Below are 21,247 nucleotides of genomic sequence, written 5' to 3'. Positions count from 1 at the left end.
AGTGGCAAGAGTCAGGCGGGCAGTTTTGATCAGACCTGCCGCTTAGCGAGGAGGAGCGGAACCATCCGCGAAAGGAAGGACAACACCCCGTTGCACGAATTGGAGGCTGACGCCCAGCGGGAAGACCTCCCCCGCGCCCAGCGCCGCTACCTGGCCCGGTTGATCCGTCGCCGGAAAGCAAAAACGCCCGGCACCAACCCGAGGGGCTAGGTCCGAGCGCTTGCGCGTGTTCTTTCCTGGATGTGTTCGAGGCGTGGCCGGCAAACCGTAAGCCTTGAACCTTCCACAACCCGCGCCAGCACTGGTCACGGGATGACTGAAGCCTAACCCATGGCCGGCAGCCGTTCAACCGGGAGTTGAAACCTTGTCGGCCGGGGCAAATGTTCCCCCTAGCCGTGCTGGTGCCTTCGAACCTGGAGGACCAGCAATGCCCACCATTGCACCCCCGACGCCCCGGCAGCGTCGTCTGCTGGAGGCCCTGGCACTCGGTCCGGTGAGCCGTGAAGATGCCGACCGCACCGCCCCGGCTATTAACGGGCCCCACTTCATCGGCACGCTTCGCCGGGCCTATCGGCTGGCGCTGCCTTGTGAGCGTATCCCCTGCACGACTATCGACGGCGACCCGTCGTGGTGTGGTCTGTACGTCCCCACGGCTGCGGATCGCCGGAGCATCGCGCGCATCCTGTCCGCCTTCAACACGGAGGACGTCGCATGACCGCGAGCGTGGTCCCCCTTCACCCTTCGCCTGCCATCGACGCCGGGGCCTTGGGGTTGCCCCGTGCCTTTCTGGAGGCGCGTTTCTGTAGCGGGGAAGGCCAGTTTCACAGTCCCGACGCCAAGCGCAACCCGCGTGCTCTGGAGACCATCACGGGCGCCTCGATTGTCGCCATGTTGGGAGCCCCCCAGCGGGTCGACAAGGCCCATGCACGTTGGGCTATCTTCTCCGACTACCCGAGTCGCCGGGCGGAAGAGCAGCGCCAGCATGGGCGGTTCTACGCCTTGTGGGCGGACTTGGACAACACCCCGCCGGAGTTACAGGACGCCGCCGACCGGCTGGCGGATAGGCTGGGCGCTACTGTGCTGGCCTATACCAGCGCCAGCGCCACGAAGGACAACCCGAAGGCCCGGTTGCTGGTGCCGCTGGCCGCTACCTGCCCTGGAGAGCGCTTCGAGGCGTGCCAGCGCATCCTGAATGACCGGCTAAAGGCCCTGGGGATCACCCCGGATCGGGCTACTGAGCGCGCGAATCAGGTCTGTTACCTGCCCAACGCTGGCCAGTTCTATGCGGCCACCGTCGAGGAGGATGTGCTGGCGATGGGCGGGTTCGAATGGCGGGACACCTTCGCCGCTGAGTTGGCAGCCCACGACAAGGCTGAAGCCGAGCGGTGGGAGGAACTGGAGCGTCGGCAGTCAGAGGCCCGGGCTAAGACGCGAGAGCGGCTGAAAACCGGGCAGGTTAGCCCCATTGTTGCTTATAACGACGCTCACCCGCTGCCGCTGGTGCTGGAAGCCCACGGCTACCGGCAGCACGGTACCCGCTGGCTGTCGCCGCTTTCCGAGTCAGGCACCCCGGGCGTGACCATCACCAAGGACGGCACCCGCTGGCATACCGCCCACGAAAGCGACCTGGCCGCCGGCCTGCCCGAGTGGGGGGACGCCTTCGACCTGCTGAAGTTCTGGGAACACAACGGAGACCCGGGTGCCGCCCTGCGGGCCGTGGGGGCCATGATGACCACGGAGGACGGGCGCACCCTGACCGAGTTCAATCAGGATCGCTACCGGGAAAGTCAGCGGGCGGAAACCCTGGAGGCATTCGATGATCTGGGCGACCCGGAGGAGGGGGCGGTCCTAGAGGATGGTCGCAAGCGCCAGAGCCGGGCCTTCGGTTTTGTACCTGTCGGGGACCTGGTCGCCGACCTTCGCCCGGTGTCCTGGCTGGTCCGGGGTTATCTTGAGGCCGATTCCCTGGCGCTGGTTTACGGGGAGCCCGGGCACGGAAAATCGTTCCTGGCTATCGACCTGGCTGCCAGTATCGCCACGGGGACGCCCTGGCACGGGGCGGAGACCAATCCGGGGGCCGTGTTCTATATCGCCGGGGAGGGGCACAACGGGCTTTCCCGCCGCTTCAAGGCGTGGGAGCTCCACCGCGGGGCTAGCCTGACGGTGGGGGTGCCCTTGTACGCATCGAAGCGGGCCGCCCCGTTGGATGACAAGGAAAGCGCCGCCGAGGTGTTACGGGTCGTGGATGACCTGGCTACGGAGACCGGGCAGACCCCCGCCCTTATCGTGGTGGACACCCTGGCGCGTTGTTTTGGCGGTGACGAGAACAGCGCCACGGATATCGGGGCTTTCGTCACCAACCTGGACGCCTTGCGGCACCGCTGGAACGCAACCGTGCTGGTGGTCCACCACAGCGGCAAGGACGCCGCACGGGGCGCCCGTGGATCGACGGCGCTGCGTGGTGCCGTGGATGCGGAATATCGGGTAACCAAGGACCCCAGCGGCACGGTGACCCTGGAGGCCACTAAGATGAAGGATGCCGATACGCCCGGCCGCCGGGCCTTCCGGCTGGCCCCTGTCGAGCTGCCTTTGACGGACGATGACGGGAACCCGGTATGGTCCTGCGCACCCGTACCGACCGAAGCACGGGCCGGGGCACCGAAACGGCCGAAGGGGAAGCACCCCCGCCGCGTGTTGGATATCCTCGAGAGTCTGGCCTCCTTCCCGGATGCCGGTGAGAGCGGGGAGGGCGGTTGCCGGATTGCATTGGAGGGGGTGCGCCGTGAACTGGACAAGGCAGGCGTAGACCGCCGCCGAGTATCGGAGGCTTTGGACAGTTTAGCCAAGCTGGGGTGGATCTTCGTTGAAGACGACGGCGAAATGGTGAACTTGCTGCACTCCCCCTGACCTGCCGTTATGCCGTCCGAGGTGCCGCCGGGTTGCCGCCCTCTATAGGGAGGGCGGCAAACCCGGCAGACAGCGTATCCCGGACAACTCGGACGATAGTCGGACGTTTCTCGGACGATAGGCGGCGGATACCCGGCGAAATCCGCCGGGTAATCGGCTCGGCAACTAAGCTCAGCTAACTCATGCTGCTCAGCATAGAGGCCGCCCCTTTGCCATAGCAATTATTATTTAAGGCAGCATTTTTTATATTTCTTTCCACTGCCACAAGGGCATGGTTCATTTCTGCCGGTTTTCTTGATCTTTTTAATTTTCTGGTAGGCCTGGTTAATAGGGATAGCTTCTGACATGTCAGATGTTAAATCTTCAAGATCTGGATTGTGTTCCCAAGGAAAATCTAGTGTGATCCCATATTTAACTTCTTGAGACGCTGGGTCTATACAGATCCCGTACCATCTCTTTGCGCGGTGTATGTATTTTCTGCTTACGCAGTGGTCCTTTAGTTTTCCAGTGGATTCTGTTGGATTTTTTTGAGTTACGTGAATGGTTAATCCATCGTTCCCATCATTGAAGAGCATTGTTAAATCATGAGGCTTATGGTCGCGCCTGCTTTTCTCAAGTAGAACTATAAGGTTTCTGCTGAGCTGAGTTACCGTGCTTTCACTTAGTTGAAGAAGAAGAAAGCCAAAGTCCAAAGTGCTAGGGGATCTAGAGTCTTCTATCTGTTTTATTATTTTTCCTATATATGTGTCCCTGAGTCTTGTAAGAATGCCTTCAGGTGTGGGTTTTCCGGGTAATCCATCGCGCCTAACAGCCATGGCAATATCAAGGTCAAATGAAACCGAGTCGTCGAAACTAACTAAGTTAACTCCCTCGTCAATCCATAGGTTTCTTTTAATATGTGCCGCCAGAATAGTAATCTCATGAGTGGCTAAGAACTTTTCTGAATAGTAAGTCCTTCTGTTTAAGTAGCTGAGAAAATATAGCGGCGTATTAAGGAACTCAGTTAATGTGTCCAGCAAGAATATGTCAGATGCAATAGGCGGAAGAATGTTGTTTGTTGTTTGATAATTAAGAAAGTTTCTGGACTGAAATGTCAGTGCTGGGTAATGGTCTGAAACCAAGCATAAGATGTAAATTTCTTTGTAGTGTTTCTGTGCTTTTATCTCACGACCCGTTGAGTCTTTTAGTTTCGTGTCAGGATCTTGGATCTGCGTTGCACAAATTAAGCCTTGGTCATAAGCACCTTGAATGCTTTTTTTGAAGTCTTCTCTTAGCTGGCCATCGTTACCCTTTCTTGACTCTATAGTTAACCTTTTTGATTTTGCCTGTACTATTATTGCTCTGTCACCAAATGTGGCTAATACATCGATTTCACCGACCTTTTTGTTTCCTTTGAATAAGTCAATATTTTCTTTTACGCTATTTGATCCGAAAACCCTCTTTAATCGATCTGAGCAAAATTTTTCTGTGAATTCGCCTCTGTTTTTTGATGCCTTCCCGCAGTAACTCGAGTCCTCAGCCATCCAGAAAAAAGGAGACTCATACAAAGCTTCGGCTAGGCTATACTGCTGGGGGATGAGATAGTTATCGTCAGAAATCTTTATAGCAGGCTTGGCATTGTAGATGTTGAAATCATTTAATGAGTTAAAGTTGTTATTGTTTTCCTTCTCCGTAGTTGAGAAGCACTCCAATACGTTTTCTACTCTAGATAGTGGTAGGTCTACAAGTGCTGATATTTCGTGCGTATTAACACAAAGAGCATTAAGTGAATCTAGCTCAGTATATTTATCCTTGGCTTTAGCCTCGGAAACTTTGTGGTTTTGTATCTGAATTACGCCATCAATAACGGATTTTGCCTCGTTTATTGAAAAGCCTTTGTTGCTGACTAGCCATCCATTATCATTCGAATATTTTAATGGGGCTAGTTCTCTGTACTGGAAGATATAGGCGGACTCGGGGCCGTAGAATATCGGCTCCCTCATTACTTCAGCTTTGGTGAAAGGATTTGTTTTGTTACCATCAGTGCTAAGGGATTCAAAGAAAGCGTAGGATAATGTTTGGTGGAGCTCTTTTAGTAGTCTTTCGGATTCTTCTACGTAGTGTTTGGTTAATCCCTGTCCCGGGGGGGTTAAATTTAAATCAGTCTTAATGGCCAAGCCTATAAGAGTGGAGATCTCTGTCCGGATTAGGTTATTTTGAGGATCTCTTTGGGAAAGCTGTTCAGACAATATTTTTGAATCATGAGCAAAGAAGGAATCCCTGATTGCTATATGACATATTGCATATATATAGCCACTTGATGAGCATAATTGTTGGAGTTCATTGAACACTTCCTGTTCTGACCTACCTGTAGTGTGAGCTCCGAATGGCATAGCTGTCTCCCTGTGGATAAAATTCTTCATTATGTTGTTTTCCTTCATGAAGCGTAATAATTAGCATTTGATCCATTTTAACAGACTAGCTAAGTACTTTCTTCTAGCCATGACATAGAGCATGTACCCAGCTTTTTCCGAACCTTGCCCTATGTCGCGGGTCCTTTCTAGACTACAAAGGTACCGAGAGTGGCGCTGAGCGCGGTGCTCGAGAGTTTGGGATTTTTTCGGAGTTTACTCCGAGATCGTCCTTAAGTTTACAGCGCTAGGTGCCGAATCTTGGTTTTTCCGGGATTCAGCAGTCAACCGACGGTTGACTCTGACACGCTCCGAATCGTGGAAAACCCGGGACTCAATGTCTTACCCGGTCAACCAGCGGTTGCCCCGCGTCTTTCGAAGTGCAGGGGTTCCCCGGGCTTCGCGGTTGTGCGATACCTGGCGAAGACGAGCGATATTCGTCATGACCTGACCGGAGGAATACCCGATGACCGACCGCCACAGCACAACCGCCTCCATCGAGGCTGCCGACTTGATACAAACCCTGGCGGGCTATGCCGAGCGATACGAGCGTGAGCACGGCCGCCGTCTGGAGGCTGTCACCCTGCCGCGGGCTACCTGGCTGGCGCTGGGCAAACCAGAGATGGTGGCTGGGGTGAGGATCACCCCGGCCGATGACATTGGGGCACCCGTGCCCCGGATGTCGGGCTAGTTGGTCACTTGTTCCGCCCCCGTCCACCATTCCGAGGTCTGACCACGGGCGCGGATCTTGACCAGCCCGGTGATACTGGCGCCTGTCCGATATACCGGAGCTCCTTTGCTGAGCTCAACGCACTGACCGGAAAGGATCAACCGTGACACGGCCACCCAATCGCGCTGTTTCATCATCTGGAGTGAGTCGCCATAGAGGCCCTTCGTCTTGCATCCGATGAAGTCGTTTTTCATGTGTCTGACGTCCTGAGCGATAGCCGAAGCTGTGGCCAGCCCCAGCGTCACCGATAAGACAGCAGCCGCCGTTATTTTCATTCCCGCCCCCTCGAGTCCCTTAGTGGTCATTCAAACGTAGTTTGCCCCCTGGAGATCCCGCAAACCGGATGACCCCAGCACACAGGCTACACCCCGCCGGGCTATGGACTCCTCCGCTAGGCGAGACCACCTAACCGGCGCCGAGCCATTGCCGACCTCTTACGCGCACGTCACCGCGCGCGGATACGATAAGGCTAAATCAGGGGGAATCAGCTATGTCAGAGCATCGCCGCCGAGGCAGACAGCAGCGTCCAACCCGCCGAGATGAAGCCGAATACTGGCTCTTATTGCGCGACTTGGCAGACCACGGCGACGCCCACGCTGCCGGGCTGCTGTTGATGCTGCGAGAGATCCGAAACCTGAAAGGGGACACCGCATGACCACCACCAACGCCGCCAACTTGGCCGCGACGATAACTCGTCAGGTCGCACGACGCGAAGCCGTCACCAACCGCCTGGCTATGTTGCGAGACTCCAACACCCGCGACCGGCTGGTACGCGCTGAAGACGTGGAGCGCGACGCCGCCGAGAGGCTGTGGCGGGCCTTCGCACCCTCCGAGCAATGGGGCACCGTCCCCGGGGTGGAGGAGGTCCGCGCATCTGCCGAACGCCGCACGCCTCGAAGCCGCGATACCCTGGGGGTCGACCGGGATGCCTATTTCAACGGCTGCCGGGACAGCCTGGAGAGTGCCACCGCCAACGTTGCGGAGCTGTCGGAGGAGTGGCAGTCGGAGTTGGAAGAAAATGCCGCCCTGGAGGAGGAGCTGGCGGAGATCAATGCCGCGGGCCACGGGGTGCCGACTACCCGGAAGGGGCTAGCCGCCCTGGGGGATGCCATTGTCGGGCAGCGTGCCGAGTTGGATCGCGTCAATCAGGCCCTTGCCGAGCTGGAGGCGAGCGACACCGACACCGAGGCCGCCGCTGCCGAGCTGGAGGCCGCCCAGCATCGGGTCGACGAGCTGGCCGCCGCTGAGGCCCTAGGGCAGGTCGATGAAGCCGAACAGCGGGCAGCCGCCACCGGCCTGGCCAAGGCCCGCCAGCAGGCGGCAGGTCCCGGGGAGTTGCTCAAGCTGGGCGATGCAGCCCGTCGTGGGCTGGAGCGAAAAGCGGAAGTGCTGGCCGCATGTATCGACCACCTCGAACAGGCTAGGTGCGAAGTCGAGGCCGATGTCTGCCACGCCGAGTGGTCGGAAGCCGAGCGCCGGCTGGTAGAGCTGCTGGAAGGGGACGAGCTGGCCGGCCTTATGGACCGGCTGCGCCACTCGCGGAGCGCTTTCCGCCGGGCGCACCGGAACGCCTACGGGTACGCCCCCGATATCCTCGGTACGGATCAGCTCGAGATTACCGGGCCGCTGTTGAAGCATCACAAGCTGCGTTGGCCCCTCAGGGTCTAACGGTGCCTCCACCCCTGGTATCGCGGGCCAAGTGCCAAGGGGACCCGTAGCAAAACGCCCGCCGCTGGCAACCCGTTTGGCTCCCTCCGCGGGGCGCCAGCACTCAAGGCCCTTCGGGGCCTTTTTCATTGGATGACCCCGCCTGGCTAAGCGATTTACCCTGCTGGTGAAGCGGTGTTTTTCATAGCCTGGCTGGGCTTCATCCAAGCATGAATCGAGGCGAGTACCCTCTGGCTGCAGGGGGACTGGTTCGGGAGGTTACATTCGGTCGATGCAATCCATATATGCCTCGTTGGCGAACTCCTGGATCGCGAGCTCCTGAGACTCCGTACTGGTGTAGCGAGGTCGCTGGTACGCCGCACGGGCTATCAGTTCCCTGAGCAAGTTTCCTTCCGCGAGCTCTATGACCCTCGGAAGGGGAAATTCAAACTGTCGAACGCGCATGACGTTCTCGGCGTACCGGTGTAGTGCCACGCAATGTTCCTCGGTGATTTCCGGGGTCTCGGCCTGAGCAGTGCCTGACAAACCAATGGCAAGTACGAGAGAAGCTAACGGTCGTTTCATCAAAACCCCGAGATCAGGAGTGGGAACAGGTTGCCGGGCAGCGCTTGCGAGGTATAACGACAGTGCCACTGAACTTGGAACGGCAGTGCTTCGAACGTATACGTCGCTGCACCTACCTATGTGCAGCCTGACCGACTATAGCGACGCCCCGCGGCTGAAGGTCTGCCACTGTTGTCGCAATTAAGGGTAGGACAAAGCGGCGAGTATGGACACGGCATTGGAATATACACCGCAGCAGCTAACCCGTGAGGATGCCAAGCGATAACCCCGCTCGGCTAAACTGCGACGCGGCGCCATTGTGCTGTGTTATTCATGGGCTGGCGCTGGAGAGTGTCGCTGGACGCCCGGTTGATGGGAGCGCTGGCCATGGACTGCGCCAGTCGTAAAATAGGCTTTATGCTGCGGCACACGTCCGGCAGCCGGATGTGCTTTGGTATGCTTCGGCCTCCGAGTCGTCCGGTCGCTGGGTTTGAGTGCGCCGGTTCGGCAATTGCCAACACCTTGGCTAGACCATCGTGTTTTGTTGTTGCTCTCTCATGGAACCCATATGGAACCCACGGGAGCGACAACAAAAAACCGCCACCCGGCATGACCCGTAAGTGGCGGTTTCTCTTGATATTTCTGGTCGGAGCGACAGGATTCGAACCTGCGACCTTTGCAACCCCATTGCAACGCGCTACCAAGCTGCGCCACGCTCCGACACTGTTTTCGGGTTGGCTGGTATGCGGCACCTGGCCCCCGAGAACGAGGCGTATACTAGCGCGTCGCGGGGCAAATGAAAAGTCCCTTTTGCGCTTCCGTATCAGTTGCTTGGCGGGTCGCCTCTGCGAAGCCCCGGCTCCTGTCGCTTCTGTCACAATGTGGGGGACGTGAACCTGCTGCCGTGGAGCAGCCGAGAGGAGGGCGGATATGCCGTTGATCATGGGAATGAGCGTGCTGCTGGCGTGCCAGTTTGCCGGTGAGCTGGTAGCGAGGGGGCTTACGCTGCCGATACCGGGGCCGGTGATCGGCATGGTGATCCTGCTGGTGGCATTGATGACACTGGGCAAGGTGCCATCGAGTCTGCGCATGACCGGGGAAGGGCTGTTGCGCTATCTGACACTGCTGTTCGTGCCCGCCGGGGTGGGGTTGATGGTGCACTTCGAGCTGATCGGTGCCGACCTCTGGCCGATCGTGGTGACCCTGGTGGCGTCCACAGCGGTGACCCTGGGCGTGACGGCCTGGGTGCTGGCGCGCCTGCAGGCGGGTCATGCCCGACGCAGTGGCCGACCGGGGGGCAAGGCATGAATGTCGCCACCCTGGACCAGCTGTGGGTCTACCTCTCGGGGAATCCGCTGCTCTCGCTGCTGGTGACCCTGTTGGTCTTCGTGCTGGCGGTACGAATCAACCGTGCCGTGGGCGGCACCCCCTTGCTGCACCCGGTCACGCTCTCCATCGCCATGCTGATCGCCCTGTTGCTGGTGGTGGATATGGATTACCCGACCTACTTCGAGGGGGCCCAGTTCATTCACTTCCTGCTGGGACCTGCCACGGTAGCCCTGGCCATCCCTCTGTATGATCATCGCGAGCGGGTACGTCGCCTGCTGTGGCCACTGCTGCTGGCTTGCGGGGCAGGCATCGTCACGGCGGTGGCATCCACCCTCGGGGTCGCCATGCTGCTCGGCGCACGCACCGAGACGCTGCTCTCGCTGGCGCCGCGCTCGGTCACCTCGCCGATCGCCATGGGGATCGCCGAGCAGATCGGTGGGATTCCCTCTCTTGCCGCGGGCCTGGTGTTGCTCACCGGGTCCGTCGGCTGCGCCCTGGGGCCCTGGATCTTTCGCCTGCTGCGGATCAAGGACCCGGTGGTGCAGGGTTTCACTCTGGGACTGGCGGCTCATGGTTTCGGCACCGCCCACGCCTTCGCGCGTCTCGGGGCCGTGGCCGGTGCGTTTTCGGGCCTGGCCATGGGGCTGACAGGCTTGCTGACGGCTTTCCTGCTGCCGCTGATCACCCGGCTCTTCGGCTTCGGCTGAATCGCCCCCTCGTCGGCTCTCGAGAAGAGGGCGCTACAGCACAATCACGTAACAAATCTTTTAAACCAGCGAGGCGCGCAGGCACTACACTTCTTTCTTGCAGCATATCCCCCACCCGAGGGACTAGAAGATGTCAACTGCTAGCAACGTCGCGATTGAACAGGCCGAGCCCGCCCCGCTTGCACCTGTGCCTGTATCCTCCGCCAGCTCTGGTTCTCCGACAATGTCGGTCGTCGAGGTGTCGATGCCGGTTTACGATTGGTGGTACCGCCACTGGCTGGATGCCACCCATCCGGCGATCAGGCTGCAGCAGGCCTGGTCAACCTCGCTGATCGAAGCGGTCCAACTGGAGGCAGAGTTTCTGTCCGTCTGTTTCAAGGCGGGTAGCGGTATCGTGAGAAGCTTCTCCGATCCCCGCGTGCTTCACAATCCGGCTGCCTTGAGTCAATGCTATCAGGACGCCGCCAAAGAGGTGGCGGATGCCCATAGCGAGCGCTTGGATCGGGCGTCCCAGCTGCCTGAAGAGTTCCGCCAGCGTCTCTGGGAAGAGATCTGCTGAGCCTCTCTTTCAGGCCAAGCGGCTTCATCACTATCCTTATCACTGCACGGCAGGTGCGTCCTGCCGTGCCTCCACTGTCTTGAGCATGCTAGCTTTGAGCGTTCTGGCGTGTAGTCGTGTGCCTCGAGGGAGGCTCAGATCTCTTCCCAGACGCGGCGCCGGAACTCATGTGAGAGTTCAGCTGCCTTCTCCATCCGCTCCATCTGGGCTTCGGTCACCTCGGTGATGAGCTGCTGGTAACGCTCCTGCATCTCAGCCGGTGTCAACGGGGTGTCGCCACTGAAGGACTGGGAAATCTTCTGGCCACTTTCGGCGAGTGCCTGGAGGAATTGCGCCTCGAACTGCATGGCTTCTGCCATGCTGTACATCCAGGCGAGCTGCATTCGCGCCATGGGTGGCGTCCCCTGGCTGAACTGCTTCTGCCACCACTCCATCATCGGCTCCGCTGCGGAGAAGGCAGGATTGGCGCTGGTGTCTTTCTGCTTGGTCATGATCGGTCTCCTTCGGGGGCCCCGGATGAGGCTCTGGATCGCGTTATGCTTTCACTTTCAGTGTAGAAGAAGACCGTGGCTTTGTGCGTTGCAACGAAAGGAGAGTTTGCCATTTTCCGGCTCAGGCGTGGGCTGCGCTTACGGCGTCGTCCTGGCAGCATGACCAAAAAGTGACGCTGTGCTCGGCGTCGATCAAGTAAGGGAGAAACGGGATGTGGCAAGCGATCAAGTCGGTGCTGGCGGCTTTCCTGGGCGTGCAGAAGGATTCACGTCGGCGTGAGGATTTTGCCTCCGAACGCCCTGGCATCTTTATCGTGGCAGGACTGCTGGTGGGCCTGGTGTTCGTGGTGCTGGTAGCACTCGTGGCGGTGATGGCAGCGCGTTGAGCGGTACAGCGTTGATGTTGCCGTTTACCTGGCGCCAGGAGGTGGGCGTGACGAACGGTTGCGCTCTTCTATAATGCTTCGAGCGCTCACTAATACAACAATGACCCTGAGGAGGCGCCGATGCGCACCTTGCTCGTGTGGATGGCGGGGGGGCTGACCTCCGCGGCCCTGACCCCTGTCGCGCTGGCCAATGGCTGGAACATGCCGGTCGGTGTCACCGCACTCAGTCGAGACATCTACTCCCTGCACATGATCATCTTCTGGATCTGTGTGGTTATCGGGGTCATTGTCTTCGGCGCGATGTTCTACTCGCTGTTTCGCTATCGCCACTCCCGTGGTGCCAAGGCGGCCACGTTTCATGAGCACACCAGCGTGGAAGTCATCTGGACGGCGATTCCATTGCTGATCCTGGTGGGCATGGCGGTGCCTGCCACCGCTACGCTCAAGAACATGTACGACACCTCCGAGGCCGACCTCGACATCATGGTGACCGGCCAGCAGTGGCGCTGGCGCTACGAGTACCTGGGTGAGGATGTCGCCTTCACCTCCAACCTGGGCACCTCCCGCGAGCAGATCAGTGGCGCCGACGAGAAAGGCGAGCATTATCTGCTCGAGGTGGATGAACCCCTGGTGCTGCCGGTGGGGCAGAAGGTTCGCCTGCTGCTGACCTCCGATGACGTCATCCACTCCTGGTGGGTTCCCGACCTGGCCGTCAAGCAGGACGCCATTCCCGGTTTCGTCAACGAGAACTGGGTGCGCATCGAGGAGCCGGGTATCTACCGTGGCCAGTGCGCCGAGCTGTGCGGCAAGGATCACGCCTTCATGCCGGTAGTGGTCGAGGCCGTCGAGCAGGAGCGCTTCGACGAGTGGTTGGTCGAGCGCAAGCAGGCCGCCGCGCAAGCGGCCGCCGGTGTCGATCGCGAGTGGAGCATGGAGGAGCTGATGGAGCGCGGTGAGCAGGTCTATGGCGCGGTGTGCGCCTCCTGCCACCAGCCGGACGGCAGCGGCAATCCGCCGGTCTTCCCCGCGCTGGCGGGCAATCAGCCGATGCTGGATGACCTCGACTGGCATGTCGATACCGTGGTCAATGGCGTGTCGGGTGCGGCGATGCCGGCTTTCCGTAGCACATTGAATGCGGTGGAGATCGCCGCGGTGGTCACCTATGAGCGCAATGCCTGGGGCAATGAGTCCGGCGATAGCGTGCAACCGTCGGAAATTGCCGAGCGTCTCGCTGACCAGAGCGAGTGACCGGCCTTTCCGTTTCTCTGATGGCCAACAAGGAGATTTCCGATGGCTTCCCACCTGCCCCCCAAGCCCACTCCGCAGCACAGCACGGCCACTGCCGGTGGCATGGCCGAAGCCGAGCATCCCCGGCCTAGTGGGCTGATGCGCTGGCTGCTGACCACCAACCACAAAGAGATCGGTAGCCTCTATCTGATCTTCTCGCTGACCATGTTCTTCATCGGCGGGATCTTCGCTCTGGTGGTGCGCGCCGAGCTGTTCCAGCCGGGTCTGCAGCTGGTTCGGCCCGAGTTCTTCAACCAGATGACCACCATGCATGGCCTGATCATGGTGTTCGGGGCGATCATGCCGGCCTTCGTGGGGCTGGCGAACTGGATGGTCCCCCTGCAGATCGGTGCGCCGGACATGGCCCTGCCGCGCTTGAACAACTTCAGCTTCTGGCTGCTGCCGGTCGCCTTCACGCTGCTGCTGAGCACTCTGCTGATGCCGGGCGGCGGGCCCAACTTCGGCTGGACTTTCTACGCGCCGCTCTCCACCACCTATGCACCGCCGTCCACGACCTTTTTCATCCTCTCGCTGCATATCGCGGGCATCAGTTCGATCCTCGGTGCCATCAACATCATCGCCACGATCCTCAACCTGCGTGCCCCCGGCATGCGCATGATGGACATGCCGCTGTTCGTCTGGACCTGGCTGATCACCGCTTTCCTGCTGATCGCGGTCATGCCGGTGCTGGCCGGGGTGATCACGATGATGCTGATGGACATCAACTTCGGCACCAGCTTCTTCAATGCCGCTGGTGGCGGGGACCCGGTGCTCTTCCAGCACCTGTTCTGGTTCTTCGGGCATCCCGAGGTCTACATCATGATCCTGCCGGCCTTCGGCATCGTCTCGGCGATCATCCCGACCTTCTGTCGCAAGCGGCTGTTTGGCTATGCCTCCATGGTCTATGCCACGGCGGCCATCGCTATCCTGTCTTTCCTGGTCTGGGCCCACCACATGTTCGTGGTCGGGTTGCCGCTGGTGGCTGAGCTGTTCTTCATGTACACCACCATGCTGATTGCCGTGCCCACCGGGGTGAAGGTCTTCAACTGGGTGGCGACGATGTTCCGTGGTTCGATCAGCTTCGAGCCGCCGATGCTGTTTGCCCTGGCCTTCGTGGTGCAGTTCACCGTGGGCGGTTTCTCGGGCCTGATGCTGGCCATCTCGCCGGCAGACTTCCAGTACCACGATACCTATTTCGTGGTGGCGCACTTCCATTATGTGCTGGTGCCCGGCGCGCTGTTCGCGATCCTGGCCGGCGCCTACTACTGGCTACCCAAGTGGACCGGCCACTATCCCCACCTGCGGCTCTCCCAGTGGCACTTCTGGCTATCGGTGATCGGCGTGAACCTGACGTTCTTTCCGATGCACTTCGCGGGACTTGCCGGCATGCCACGGCGTATTCCCGACTACGCCCTGCAGTTCGCCGACTTCAACCTGGCCTCGAGCCTGGGCGCCATTCTGTTCGGCGCCTCACAGCTGCTCTTCGTGCTGGTGATCATCAAGTGCGTGCGCGGTGGCGAGAAGGCCCCGGCCAGGGCCTGGGAGGGCGCCGAGGATCTCGAGTGGAGCGTGCCCAGCCCGGCACCGCTGCATACCTTCGAGACGCCCCCGGAGTTTCACCCACACCAACACTGAGCGGCGTCGGCAGCGACGCGGGAGGCCGCCATGACGCGCCTTGATGAGCAGGCAACGAACCGCGACGGCGTGCGTCGGACCGTGACGCGCACCCTGGTGGTGCTGGCTGGTATGTTCGCTTTCGCCTTCGCGCTGGTTCCGCTTTACGACGTCTTCTGTGAGGTCACCGGCCTCAACGGCAAGACCAGCAACACCGCCCAGGTGCTGGTGCATGAGGAGGTGGACACCTCGCGAATGGTCACGGTGCAGTTCATTACCCGCGCCAGCGCCGGCTTGCCCTGGGAGCTCGATGTACAGACGCGCCAGGTCCGGGTTCATCCTGGCCAGAGTAACGAGGTGTTCTTCACGTTCCGCAACCGCGGGGGCGATGCCAGCCGGGCGAAGGCGGTGCCCAGCGTTTCGCCCTCGGAGGCTTCGGTGCATCTGCGCAAGCTAACCTGCTTCTGCTTTCAGGAGCAGCGCCTGGAAGGCGGCGAGCGGCTGGAGGCACCGCTGGTCTTCCAGCTGACCCGGGAGCTGCCGGCCGACATCAAGACGGTGACCCTGGTCTACACCCTCTATCCCGTGCAGCCGGCTCAGGCAGCGGTGTCGCGCCGCGGGCCGATCAAAGAAGGAGACAGCGCATGAGTGGTGGCAGCTACTATGTTCCCGAGTCCAGCAAGTGGCCCATCCTGGCGTCGCTGGCACTGGGACTAATGATGATCGGCACCGGCATGGTGCTAGTGTACGGTGCCTCCGGCATGCCGGTCATGGCGCTTGGCCTGCTCGGCGTGCTGGCAGTAATGGCGCTGTGGTTCCGTGATGTGGTCATCGAATCGCGTGGCGGGCTTTACGATGATCAGATGGACCGCTCCTTCCGCTGGGGGATGGGCTGGTTCATCTTCTCGGAGGTGATGTTCTTCGCTGCTTTCTTTGGCGCGCTGTTCTATGTGCGGACCTTTGCGCTGCCGTGGCTCGACGGCGAGGGCGCCAAGGGGGTCGCGGCGCTGCTGTGGCCGGATTTCACGGCCAGCTGGCCGCTGCTCAACCCGCCGGACCCCTCGATCTCGGGGCCGCGGGAGACCTTCAGTCCCTGGCATCTGCCGCTGGTCAATACGCTGATCCTGGTCTCCTCCAGTATCACCCTGACCATCGCCCATGAGGGCCTCAAGGAGGGCGTGCGTGCGAGTACGCGCTTCTGGCTGACGGTAACGGTACTGCTGGGCCTGTGCTTCATCACCATCCAGGGGGTGGAGTACTACGAGGCCTATGCCCACTACGGCATCACCTTGCAGGCGGGTATCTATGGCGCCACCTTCTTCCTGCTTACCGGCTTTCACGGGCTGCATGTGATTATCGGCACCATCATCCTGGCGGTGATGCTGGTTCGGGTGTTCCGCGGGCACTTCACGGCCGACAGCCACTTCGGCTTCGAGGCGGCTGCCTGGTATTGGCATTTCGTTGATGTGGTATGGATCGGGCTTTTTCTGTTCGTCTATGTATTCTGATCGCGAGGCGGCTTGGCACTCCCGTCAGCTGCCAAGACCGCCCAGGGTGAAGCCATAACCGAGCAGGACCAGCAGCAGGGCAGCCAGTGCGACGCGAATCTTGAGGGAAACCAGCACGCGCCTCGAGCGGCTGTCGTCCCGGAACAGGAAGCCGGCACCCATGGCAAGGCTCGTGACCATGGCGAGAAAGACAAGGGCAATCACTATCTTGAGTATCATTCACGGCTCCAGGAAAACATCGCTGTCCGACCGGCATGGCGGTTTATCGGCAGCGCGACGGATGGGCTGGTGGGGGTTCTGGTCCTGCCTGGTGGCGCTGGGCCTTGCTCTCGGACTATGGCAGTGGGAGCGTGCCGCCGACAAGCGAGACTACCTGGCCCGCCTGGCGGCTGCACCGCGGATCGAGTCGCCAATCGCCGCTCCGCCGGCCGGCGCGCAGCTGGTCTTGACAGGCGAATACCTCGCCGAGCAGACCCTGTTTCTCGATAACCGCATCCATGACGGGCGCCTCGGCGTGGCGCCCCTGACGCCGCTGCGTGACGCCGAGGGCCGCCTCTGGCTGATCCAGCGTGGGTTTCTGCCGACCGGCCCGAGTCGCGAGCCCCCTGCTGTCGAGACCCCTACCGGGGTGGTGACCCTGGCCGGCCGCTGGCAGAAGGCCGGCGCGTCAGCGCCATTGTTCGGCCCCAACCGGGAGGGCAGCCGTGTGCAGCGCATCGACCTCTCGGCCTGGCAGCTGGACACCGAGTTTGCCTATGCAGGCTGGCTGCATCTCGAGCAGGGGCCGGGCCATCTCGCCTCCTGGTGGCAGCCCAGCGTGGTGCCGCCAGAGCGCCACCTGGGCTATGCCGTGCAGTGGTGGGGGCTGGCCCTGGCTGCCCTGATATTCATGCTGGTGGGCGCGCGGCGCCAGGCACGCCGTCCCGGCTCGCCGCCCGCACCGAGCAAGGAGACTCCCCGATGACTCACGTGGCACGTCAGCGCCTCAAACTGTTGGCCTTCTTTGCGATCTTCGCCCTGCCGGTGGCCGTGGCCTGGGGCATGGTGGAGTGGCGCATCGGCATCCCCGAGGAGCGCACGGCCCATGGTGAGCTGCAACCTTCGTTGCCCCTTCTGGCGCAGTGGCCGTTGTCGTCCGTGGAGAAGCAGGGGGAGCGCGACTGGCTGCTGGCCTTCGACTGCCCAGAGGCGTGTGACGACAACGCCGACCGCTGGTGGCGGCTGCACCGCGCGCTGGGTCGGGAGGCCGACCGGGTCAGTCGCCTGCGCATCGGCGGTGGCGGCGAGCCGCTTCCCGGCGCAGCCGTGGCACGCTGGACCGGAGAGGCCGACTGGCGCAGCCCCCATCGCCTATGGGTGCTCGATCCCGATGGCCGGCCGGTGCTTGGCTATGGCCCGACGGTCGCGACTGCCGACGTGCTCGACGATCTGCGCCGCCTGCTACGCATGAATCCCGAGCCTCCCTTGGCGCGGTTCGATGCCACCTCGAGCGTGGTAGGGGGCGGCGCCAATGGCCAGTAGCGTAGGCGCAGCGGGAGACGACCCTCGCTGTCGTTGGCTGCTGGGGCTGAGTCTGGCCGGTGTCGTGTTCACCGCCGTGGTGGTGCTGGTGGGGGCCTGGACACGCTTGGTCGACGCGGGCCTGGGCTGCCCCGACTGGCCAGGGTGCTACGGTGCCCTGGTGGTGCCGGATGCCGAGCGAGCGTTGGCGCACTCTCCGGAGGTGCCCCTAGAGTCTGCCAAGGCCTGGGTAGAAATGGTGCACCGCTATCTGGCCTCGGCCCTGGGGCTTGTGGTCATTGCCCTGGTGGGGCTGGGCATGCGGTGGCGCCGGGAAGCGGGCTATCCCTGGGCGACCAGCCTGGCGCTGCTGGCGGTAATCCTGCTGCAGGGTGCGTTCGGAGCCTTCACGGTAACTCTCAAACTGTGGCCGCAGGTCGTCACCCTGCATCTATTGGGTGGCTTGACGGTCATGGTGCTGTTCCTGTGGCTGCATCTGCGCCTGCGGCGCTTCGCATCCGGCACGGTCGGCATGGTGCCGGGCCGGCGCCTGACGCCGCTATGGGGACTGGCCGTGGTATTGCTGGTGGGTCAGCTGGCGCTGGGTGGCTGGACCTCGAGCAACTATGCCGGGATTGCCTGTCAGGGCTTTCCCACCTGCAACGGCCAATGGTGGCCGGCGCTGGACTGGAGCGAGGGCTTCCACCTGACGCAGACGGTGGGCCCCAACTACCTGCACGGTCAGCTGCATGCCGAGGCGCGCAGTGCCATCCAGGTGGGGCATCGTCTCGGCGCGGTGGCCCTGGGCCTGAGCCTGTTGCTGCTGATCATGGGGTATCGGCGGGTGGCGGGCATGCGTGCCTGGCTGGCATTGCTGGGTGGCGCCTATGTCGTGCAGGTGGTGATCGGTATCGCCAACGTGCTGGCCTGGCTACCGCTCTGGCTGGCCCTGCTGCACACCGCCGGCGCCGTATTGCTGGTGGTAACGATGACCCTGTCCCTGTGGCACTGGCGCTGGTCGACGGTTCCGGCCGCCGTCGCACCGGCGGGTGCCGATGAACTGGCGAAGAAGGAGGAGTTGGCCCATGTCTGAGGTCATGATGGAGCGTGCGACGGTCGGCCCTCTCGCCGGCTGGAACTGGCGAGACTTCTACACCCTTTGCAAACCCCGGGTGGTGGCGGTCATGCTGGTCTGTGCCCTGGTCGGCATGCTACTGGCAGCGCCGCTGCCGGATCCCGGGGCCGTGGTCTTCGGGCTGATCGGCATCGGTCTGGCGGCGGGGGGAGCCGCGGCCTTCAACCATGTGGTTGACCGCCGCCTGGATGCGCTGATGCTGCGAACCGCTCGCCGGCCTCTGGCCACCCAGCGCATGCCCACGCCGCTGGCGCTGTCATGGGCGACGCTGCTGTCGGTCAGTGGCATCGGGCTGCTGGCCTGGCAGGTCAACCTGTTGACCGCCTGGCTCACCCTCGGCTCGCTGATCGGTTATGCCCTCATCTACACCGCCTTCCTCAAGCATGCCACGCCGCAGAACATCGTCATCGGCGGCGTGGCGGGCGCCGCGCCGCCGCTGCTGGGCTGGACCGCGGTGACCGGTCAGCTGGGCCCGGAGCCGCTGCTGCTGATGCTGATCATCTTCGCCTGGACCCCGCCGCACTTCTGGGCGCTGGCGATCCACAAGCGCGACGAGTATGCCCGTGCCGGGGTACCGATGCTGCCGGTCACCCACGGCGAGGCCTTCACACGACTGCAGGTGTGGCTCTATGGCTGGCTGACCGTGGCGGTGACCCTGCTGCCGTTCACCATCGGCATGAGCGGGGCGCTCTACCTGGTGGGGGTGATGGCGCTCAATCTGCGCTTCATGGTGTGGAACTGGCGGGTGTGGCGCGGCCATGATCCGAAGGCCCCCCTGGCGGCCTTCTGGTTCTCCATCCGCTATATCCTGGGTGTCTTCGGTGTACTGCTGCTGGACCACTACGCCGCCGCCTGGATGCTGGGCGTCTGAGACCTGTCGGAACCGCAGAGCGTCGTCCCTGGAGGCAGCGAGCCCGGTCATATGGCCGGGCTCGTCACGTCCTGGGCGCCGAGGTGCGCCTACCAGAGCATGATAATCAGGAAATAGGCCATTAGGGTCACCAGCACCGTGCTGATCAGGTTCAGCACGAAACCGGCATGGATCATCGACTGGATCCTCATGTGCCCGGTGGCGAAGACGATCGCGTTGGGAGGCGTGGCGACCGGCATCATGAAGGCGCAGCTGGCGGCGATGGCGGCTGGCACTGTGATCAGCAGCGGCGAGATCTCCAGCGACAGTGCCAGGGCACCCAGCAGCGGCAGGAAAGCGGCGGCGGTGGCGGTGTTGGAGGTCAGCTCGGTGAGGAAGATAATCACCAGCACTACTACGCCGACCATCGCCAGCAGCGGGAAGGTGCCAAACACCTCGAGTTGCTGGGCGATCCACTCCGCCAGTCCCGAGCGGCTGATGGCGCCGGCCAGGGCCAGGCCGCCACCGAACAGCAGCAGGATGCCCCAGGGCAGCTCGCGCGCCGATTGCCAGTCCATCAGGCGCACCCCGGGCTCGCGGCCGGCCGGCACCAGGAACAGCGCGATGCCGGCAATGATGGCGATGCCCGTGTCGGAGAGCCAGTCGAGCCCCGCGTCATTGAGCAGCGGGCGCAGCATCCAGCTCGTCGCGGCGAGGAGGAAGACACTACCCACCCGTCGCTCGGCGGGGCGGGTCCGGCCGAGCTTGGCCAGCTCGTCGCGGACCATGCCGGCACTGTCTTCGCCGGCGTTCAGCGTGAAGCCGCGGCGGGTCAGCCACCACCAAGCGCTGACCATCATGACGACACTGATCGGTAGGCCAATCATCATCCACTGGGCGAAGCCGATGTCGATGCCGCGATCCTCGGCTAGGTAGCCGGCCAGCAGGGCATTGGGCGGCGTACCGATTAGGGTGGCCACGCCACCGATGCTGGCGGAGTAAGCGATGGCCAGCAGCAGCGCGGTTGCGTAGCGGCGCAGTTCCTCGGGGTCGCTGCTGTCCAGCAGGCTGACCACCGACATGCCGATCGGCAGCATCATGATGGCCGTGGCCGTGTTGGAGACCCACATGCTGAGAAAGCCCGTGGCCAGCATGAAACCGCCGATCTGCTGGCGCGGCTGGTGGCCGACCAGGCGCAGCACGTGAAGGGCGATACGTTTGTGCAGATTCCAGCGCTGCATGGCGATGCCGAGCAGGAAGCCCCCGAGGAACAAGTAGATGATCGGGTTGGCATAGCTGGCGGCCGTCTCGCTCATGCCGCCGATTCCCAGCGCCGGCACCAGGGCCAGCGGCAGCAGTGCGGTGGCGGGGATCGGGATCGCCTCGGTGGACCACCAGGTGGCCATCAGCAGCGCAAGCCCCACGCAGGCCCAGGCCGGTTCGGCCATGCCGGCCGGGGCGGGCAGGAGCAGGGTTATCAGTACCCACAGCGGGCCCAGCCACAGGCCGATGCGAGCGGAGAGGGGTGGCGCCGAGGGTGTCTCGTGGGAGGACTCAGTGGTGGGCATCATCGCTCCTTGCCGGGCGGGAGAAGAGCTGATACTGCGTACGTTGCACGTCGCGAGCCGGCCAATGTGTCTGAC

At 62.0% G+C, this 21,247-nt stretch carries 21 protein-coding genes and 1 tRNA gene; 16 read left to right on the top strand and 6 right to left on the bottom strand.

Annotated features, from left to right (window positions below; all coding sequences use genetic code 11):
- Window positions 1-427 precede the first annotated feature (427 nt).
- Window positions 428-715 (top strand): hypothetical protein, encoded by a 288-nt coding sequence (locus FHR95_RS01225; RefSeq protein WP_183313053.1) that lies wholly within the window; start codon window positions 428-430, stop codon window positions 713-715.
- A complete protein-coding gene (locus tag FHR95_RS01220) occupies window positions 712-2,907 on the top strand; it encodes a helicase RepA family protein (RefSeq protein ID WP_183313052.1) in 2,196 nt (731 codons plus the stop codon). The genes FHR95_RS01225 and FHR95_RS01220 overlap by 4 nt, the downstream gene beginning before the upstream one ends.
- Window positions 2,908-3,131: 224 nt before the next feature.
- Here FHR95_RS01220 and FHR95_RS17230 read toward each other — a convergent pair whose 3' ends face one another.
- Complete coding sequence (locus tag FHR95_RS17230; protein ID WP_281380718.1) at window positions 3,132-5,309, bottom strand: YecA family protein; 2,178 nt, start codon at window positions 5,307-5,309, stop codon at window positions 3,132-3,134.
- Window positions 5,310-5,763: 454 nt separating this feature from the next.
- Here FHR95_RS17230 and FHR95_RS01210 point away from each other — a divergent pair, with 454 nt between their 5' ends.
- Window positions 5,764-5,988 (top strand): hypothetical protein, encoded by a 225-nt coding sequence (locus tag FHR95_RS01210; RefSeq protein WP_183313051.1) that lies wholly within the window; start codon window positions 5,764-5,766, stop codon window positions 5,986-5,988.
- Here the strand turns inward: FHR95_RS01210 and FHR95_RS01205 are convergent.
- Window positions 5,985-6,221, bottom strand: a complete 237-nt coding sequence (locus FHR95_RS01205; protein WP_183313050.1) for a hypothetical protein — start codon at window positions 6,219-6,221, stop codon at window positions 5,985-5,987. The two genes, FHR95_RS01210 and FHR95_RS01205, sit on opposite strands and share 4 nt — an antisense overlap.
- Window positions 6,222-6,678: 457 nt before the next feature.
- Between FHR95_RS01205 and FHR95_RS01200 the strand changes: the two genes are divergently transcribed.
- A complete protein-coding gene (locus FHR95_RS01200; RefSeq protein ID WP_183313049.1) occupies window positions 6,679-7,695 on the top strand; it encodes a hypothetical protein in 1,017 nt (338 codons plus the stop codon).
- A 1,186-nt stretch (window positions 7,696-8,881) separates the two neighbouring features.
- On the opposite strand, the gene FHR95_RS01195 is transcribed toward FHR95_RS01200, so the two are convergent.
- Window positions 8,882-8,958: transfer RNA gene (locus tag FHR95_RS01195), tRNA-Pro, on the bottom strand.
- A 210-nt stretch (window positions 8,959-9,168) separates the two neighbouring features.
- Between FHR95_RS01195 and FHR95_RS01190 the strand changes: the two genes are divergently transcribed.
- The 3 genes from FHR95_RS01190 (at window position 9,169) to FHR95_RS01180 (ending at window position 10,833) form a co-directional block, all read left to right on the top strand.
- A complete protein-coding gene (locus tag FHR95_RS01190) occupies window positions 9,169-9,546 on the top strand; it encodes a CidA/LrgA family protein (protein ID WP_040186593.1) in 378 nt (125 codons plus the stop codon).
- Window positions 9,543-10,274, top strand: coding sequence for an LrgB family protein (locus FHR95_RS01185; protein ID WP_040186595.1), 732 nt, complete (start codon window positions 9,543-9,545; stop codon window positions 10,272-10,274). The genes FHR95_RS01190 and FHR95_RS01185 overlap by 4 nt, the downstream gene beginning before the upstream one ends.
- A 223-nt stretch (window positions 10,275-10,497) precedes the next feature.
- Complete coding sequence (locus FHR95_RS01180; RefSeq protein WP_040186597.1) at window positions 10,498-10,833, top strand: hypothetical protein; 336 nt, start codon at window positions 10,498-10,500, stop codon at window positions 10,831-10,833.
- Between the two features lie 134 nt (window positions 10,834-10,967).
- On the opposite strand, the gene FHR95_RS01175 is transcribed toward FHR95_RS01180, so the two are convergent.
- Window positions 10,968-11,324, bottom strand: a complete 357-nt coding sequence (locus FHR95_RS01175) for a hypothetical protein (RefSeq protein ID WP_183313048.1) — start codon at window positions 11,322-11,324, stop codon at window positions 10,968-10,970.
- Window positions 11,325-11,536: 212 nt separating this feature from the next.
- Here FHR95_RS01175 and FHR95_RS01170 point away from each other — a divergent pair, with 212 nt between their 5' ends.
- From FHR95_RS01170 to FHR95_RS01150, 5 genes are all read left to right on the top strand, one after another.
- Complete coding sequence (locus FHR95_RS01170) at window positions 11,537-11,710, top strand: DUF2970 domain-containing protein (protein WP_082042676.1); 174 nt, start codon at window positions 11,537-11,539, stop codon at window positions 11,708-11,710.
- Window positions 11,711-11,830: 120 nt separating this feature from the next.
- A complete protein-coding gene (gene coxB / locus FHR95_RS01165) occupies window positions 11,831-12,958 on the top strand; it encodes a cytochrome c oxidase subunit II (protein WP_040186598.1) in 1,128 nt (375 codons plus the stop codon).
- 42 nt (window positions 12,959-13,000) lie between these two features.
- The gene (gene ctaD / locus FHR95_RS01160) at window positions 13,001-14,632 is read left to right on the top strand and encodes a cytochrome c oxidase subunit I (protein ID WP_040186599.1); all 1,632 of its coding nucleotides are present in this window, start codon (window positions 13,001-13,003) and stop codon (window positions 14,630-14,632) included.
- Window positions 14,633-14,662: 30 nt separating this feature from the next.
- Window positions 14,663-15,259 (top strand): cytochrome c oxidase assembly protein, encoded by a 597-nt coding sequence (locus FHR95_RS01155; protein ID WP_183313047.1) that lies wholly within the window; start codon window positions 14,663-14,665, stop codon window positions 15,257-15,259.
- Entirely contained in the window at window positions 15,256-16,119 is an 864-nt protein-coding gene (locus tag FHR95_RS01150; protein WP_183313046.1) for a cytochrome c oxidase subunit 3, read from the top strand. Before FHR95_RS01155 ends, FHR95_RS01150 begins: the two co-directional genes overlap by 4 nt.
- Window positions 16,120-16,143: 24 nt before the next feature.
- Here FHR95_RS01150 and FHR95_RS01145 read toward each other — a convergent pair whose 3' ends face one another.
- Window positions 16,144-16,338 carry a DUF2909 family protein gene (locus tag FHR95_RS01145; protein WP_183313045.1) on the bottom strand — a complete coding sequence of 65 codons (195 nt, stop codon included), beginning with the start codon at window positions 16,336-16,338 and terminating at the stop codon, window positions 16,144-16,146.
- Here FHR95_RS01145 and FHR95_RS01140 point away from each other — a divergent pair.
- Genes FHR95_RS01140 through cyoE form a run of 4 tightly spaced genes read left to right on the top strand, consistent with a single transcriptional unit; the run spans window position 16,328 to window position 19,625 of the window.
- Window positions 16,328-17,083 carry an SURF1 family protein gene (locus FHR95_RS01140; protein WP_343065149.1) on the top strand — a complete coding sequence of 252 codons (756 nt, stop codon included), beginning with the start codon at window positions 16,328-16,330 and terminating at the stop codon, window positions 17,081-17,083. The genes FHR95_RS01145 and FHR95_RS01140 overlap by 11 nt on opposite strands.
- Window positions 17,080-17,640, top strand: a complete 561-nt coding sequence (locus tag FHR95_RS01135) for a hypothetical protein (protein WP_052448817.1) — start codon at window positions 17,080-17,082, stop codon at window positions 17,638-17,640. The genes FHR95_RS01140 and FHR95_RS01135 overlap by 4 nt, the downstream gene beginning before the upstream one ends.
- Window positions 17,630-18,712 carry a COX15/CtaA family protein gene (locus tag FHR95_RS01130; RefSeq protein ID WP_183313044.1) on the top strand — a complete coding sequence of 361 codons (1,083 nt, stop codon included), beginning with the start codon at window positions 17,630-17,632 and terminating at the stop codon, window positions 18,710-18,712. Before FHR95_RS01135 ends, FHR95_RS01130 begins: the two co-directional genes overlap by 11 nt.
- The gene (cyoE, locus tag FHR95_RS01125; protein ID WP_246378291.1) at window positions 18,705-19,625 is read left to right on the top strand and encodes a heme o synthase; all 921 of its coding nucleotides are present in this window, start codon (window positions 18,705-18,707) and stop codon (window positions 19,623-19,625) included. The genes FHR95_RS01130 and cyoE overlap by 8 nt, the downstream gene beginning before the upstream one ends.
- A gap of 89 nt (window positions 19,626-19,714) precedes the next feature.
- Here cyoE and FHR95_RS01120 read toward each other — a convergent pair whose 3' ends face one another.
- Window positions 19,715-21,172 carry an SLC13 family permease gene (locus tag FHR95_RS01120; RefSeq protein ID WP_221199169.1) on the bottom strand — a complete coding sequence of 486 codons (1,458 nt, stop codon included), beginning with the start codon at window positions 21,170-21,172 and terminating at the stop codon, window positions 19,715-19,717.
- Window positions 21,173-21,247 lie beyond the last annotated feature (75 nt).

This window comes from Halomonas fontilapidosi (genome assembly GCF_014192285.1).
Taxonomy (GTDB): domain Bacteria; phylum Pseudomonadota; class Gammaproteobacteria; order Pseudomonadales; family Halomonadaceae; genus Halomonas; species Halomonas fontilapidosi.
The sequence above is the reverse complement of the archived record's forward strand: the minus strand, read 5'-3'. Positions and strand labels throughout refer to the sequence as shown.

Coding starts and splice junctions, on each gene's coding strand:
- FHR95_RS01150 (WP_183313046.1), top strand. CDS start 15,256: ATGAGTGGTGGCAGCTACTATGTTCCCGAGTCCAGCAAGTGGCCCATC.
- FHR95_RS01135 (WP_052448817.1), top strand. CDS start 17,080: ATGACTCACGTGGCACGTCAGCGCCTCAAACTGTTGGCCTTCTTTGCG.
- FHR95_RS01120 (WP_221199169.1), bottom strand. CDS start 21,172: ATGCCCACCACTGAGTCCTCCCACGAGACACCCTCGGCGCCACCCCTC.
- FHR95_RS01130 (WP_183313044.1), top strand. CDS start 17,630: ATGGCCAGTAGCGTAGGCGCAGCGGGAGACGACCCTCGCTGTCGTTGG.
- FHR95_RS01175 (WP_183313048.1), bottom strand. CDS start 11,324: ATGACCAAGCAGAAAGACACCAGCGCCAATCCTGCCTTCTCCGCAGCG.
- coxB (WP_040186598.1), top strand. CDS start 11,831: ATGCGCACCTTGCTCGTGTGGATGGCGGGGGGGCTGACCTCCGCGGCC.
- cyoE (WP_246378291.1), top strand. CDS start 18,705: ATGTCTGAGGTCATGATGGAGCGTGCGACGGTCGGCCCTCTCGCCGGC.
- FHR95_RS01180 (WP_040186597.1), top strand. CDS start 10,498: ATGTCGGTCGTCGAGGTGTCGATGCCGGTTTACGATTGGTGGTACCGC.
- FHR95_RS01145 (WP_183313045.1), bottom strand. CDS start 16,338: ATGATACTCAAGATAGTGATTGCCCTTGTCTTTCTCGCCATGGTCACG.
- FHR95_RS01200 (WP_183313049.1), top strand. CDS start 6,679: ATGACCACCACCAACGCCGCCAACTTGGCCGCGACGATAACTCGTCAG.
- FHR95_RS01225 (WP_183313053.1), top strand. CDS start 428: ATGCCCACCATTGCACCCCCGACGCCCCGGCAGCGTCGTCTGCTGGAG.
- FHR95_RS01190 (WP_040186593.1), top strand. CDS start 9,169: ATGCCGTTGATCATGGGAATGAGCGTGCTGCTGGCGTGCCAGTTTGCC.
- FHR95_RS01210 (WP_183313051.1), top strand. CDS start 5,764: ATGACCGACCGCCACAGCACAACCGCCTCCATCGAGGCTGCCGACTTG.
- FHR95_RS01170 (WP_082042676.1), top strand. CDS start 11,537: ATGTGGCAAGCGATCAAGTCGGTGCTGGCGGCTTTCCTGGGCGTGCAG.
- FHR95_RS01155 (WP_183313047.1), top strand. CDS start 14,663: ATGACGCGCCTTGATGAGCAGGCAACGAACCGCGACGGCGTGCGTCGG.
- FHR95_RS01220 (WP_183313052.1), top strand. CDS start 712: ATGACCGCGAGCGTGGTCCCCCTTCACCCTTCGCCTGCCATCGACGCC.
- ctaD (WP_040186599.1), top strand. CDS start 13,001: ATGGCTTCCCACCTGCCCCCCAAGCCCACTCCGCAGCACAGCACGGCC.
- FHR95_RS01205 (WP_183313050.1), bottom strand. CDS start 6,221: ATGAAAAACGACTTCATCGGATGCAAGACGAAGGGCCTCTATGGCGAC.
- FHR95_RS01185 (WP_040186595.1), top strand. CDS start 9,543: ATGAATGTCGCCACCCTGGACCAGCTGTGGGTCTACCTCTCGGGGAAT.
- FHR95_RS17230 (WP_281380718.1), bottom strand. CDS start 5,309: ATGAAGAATTTTATCCACAGGGAGACAGCTATGCCATTCGGAGCTCAC.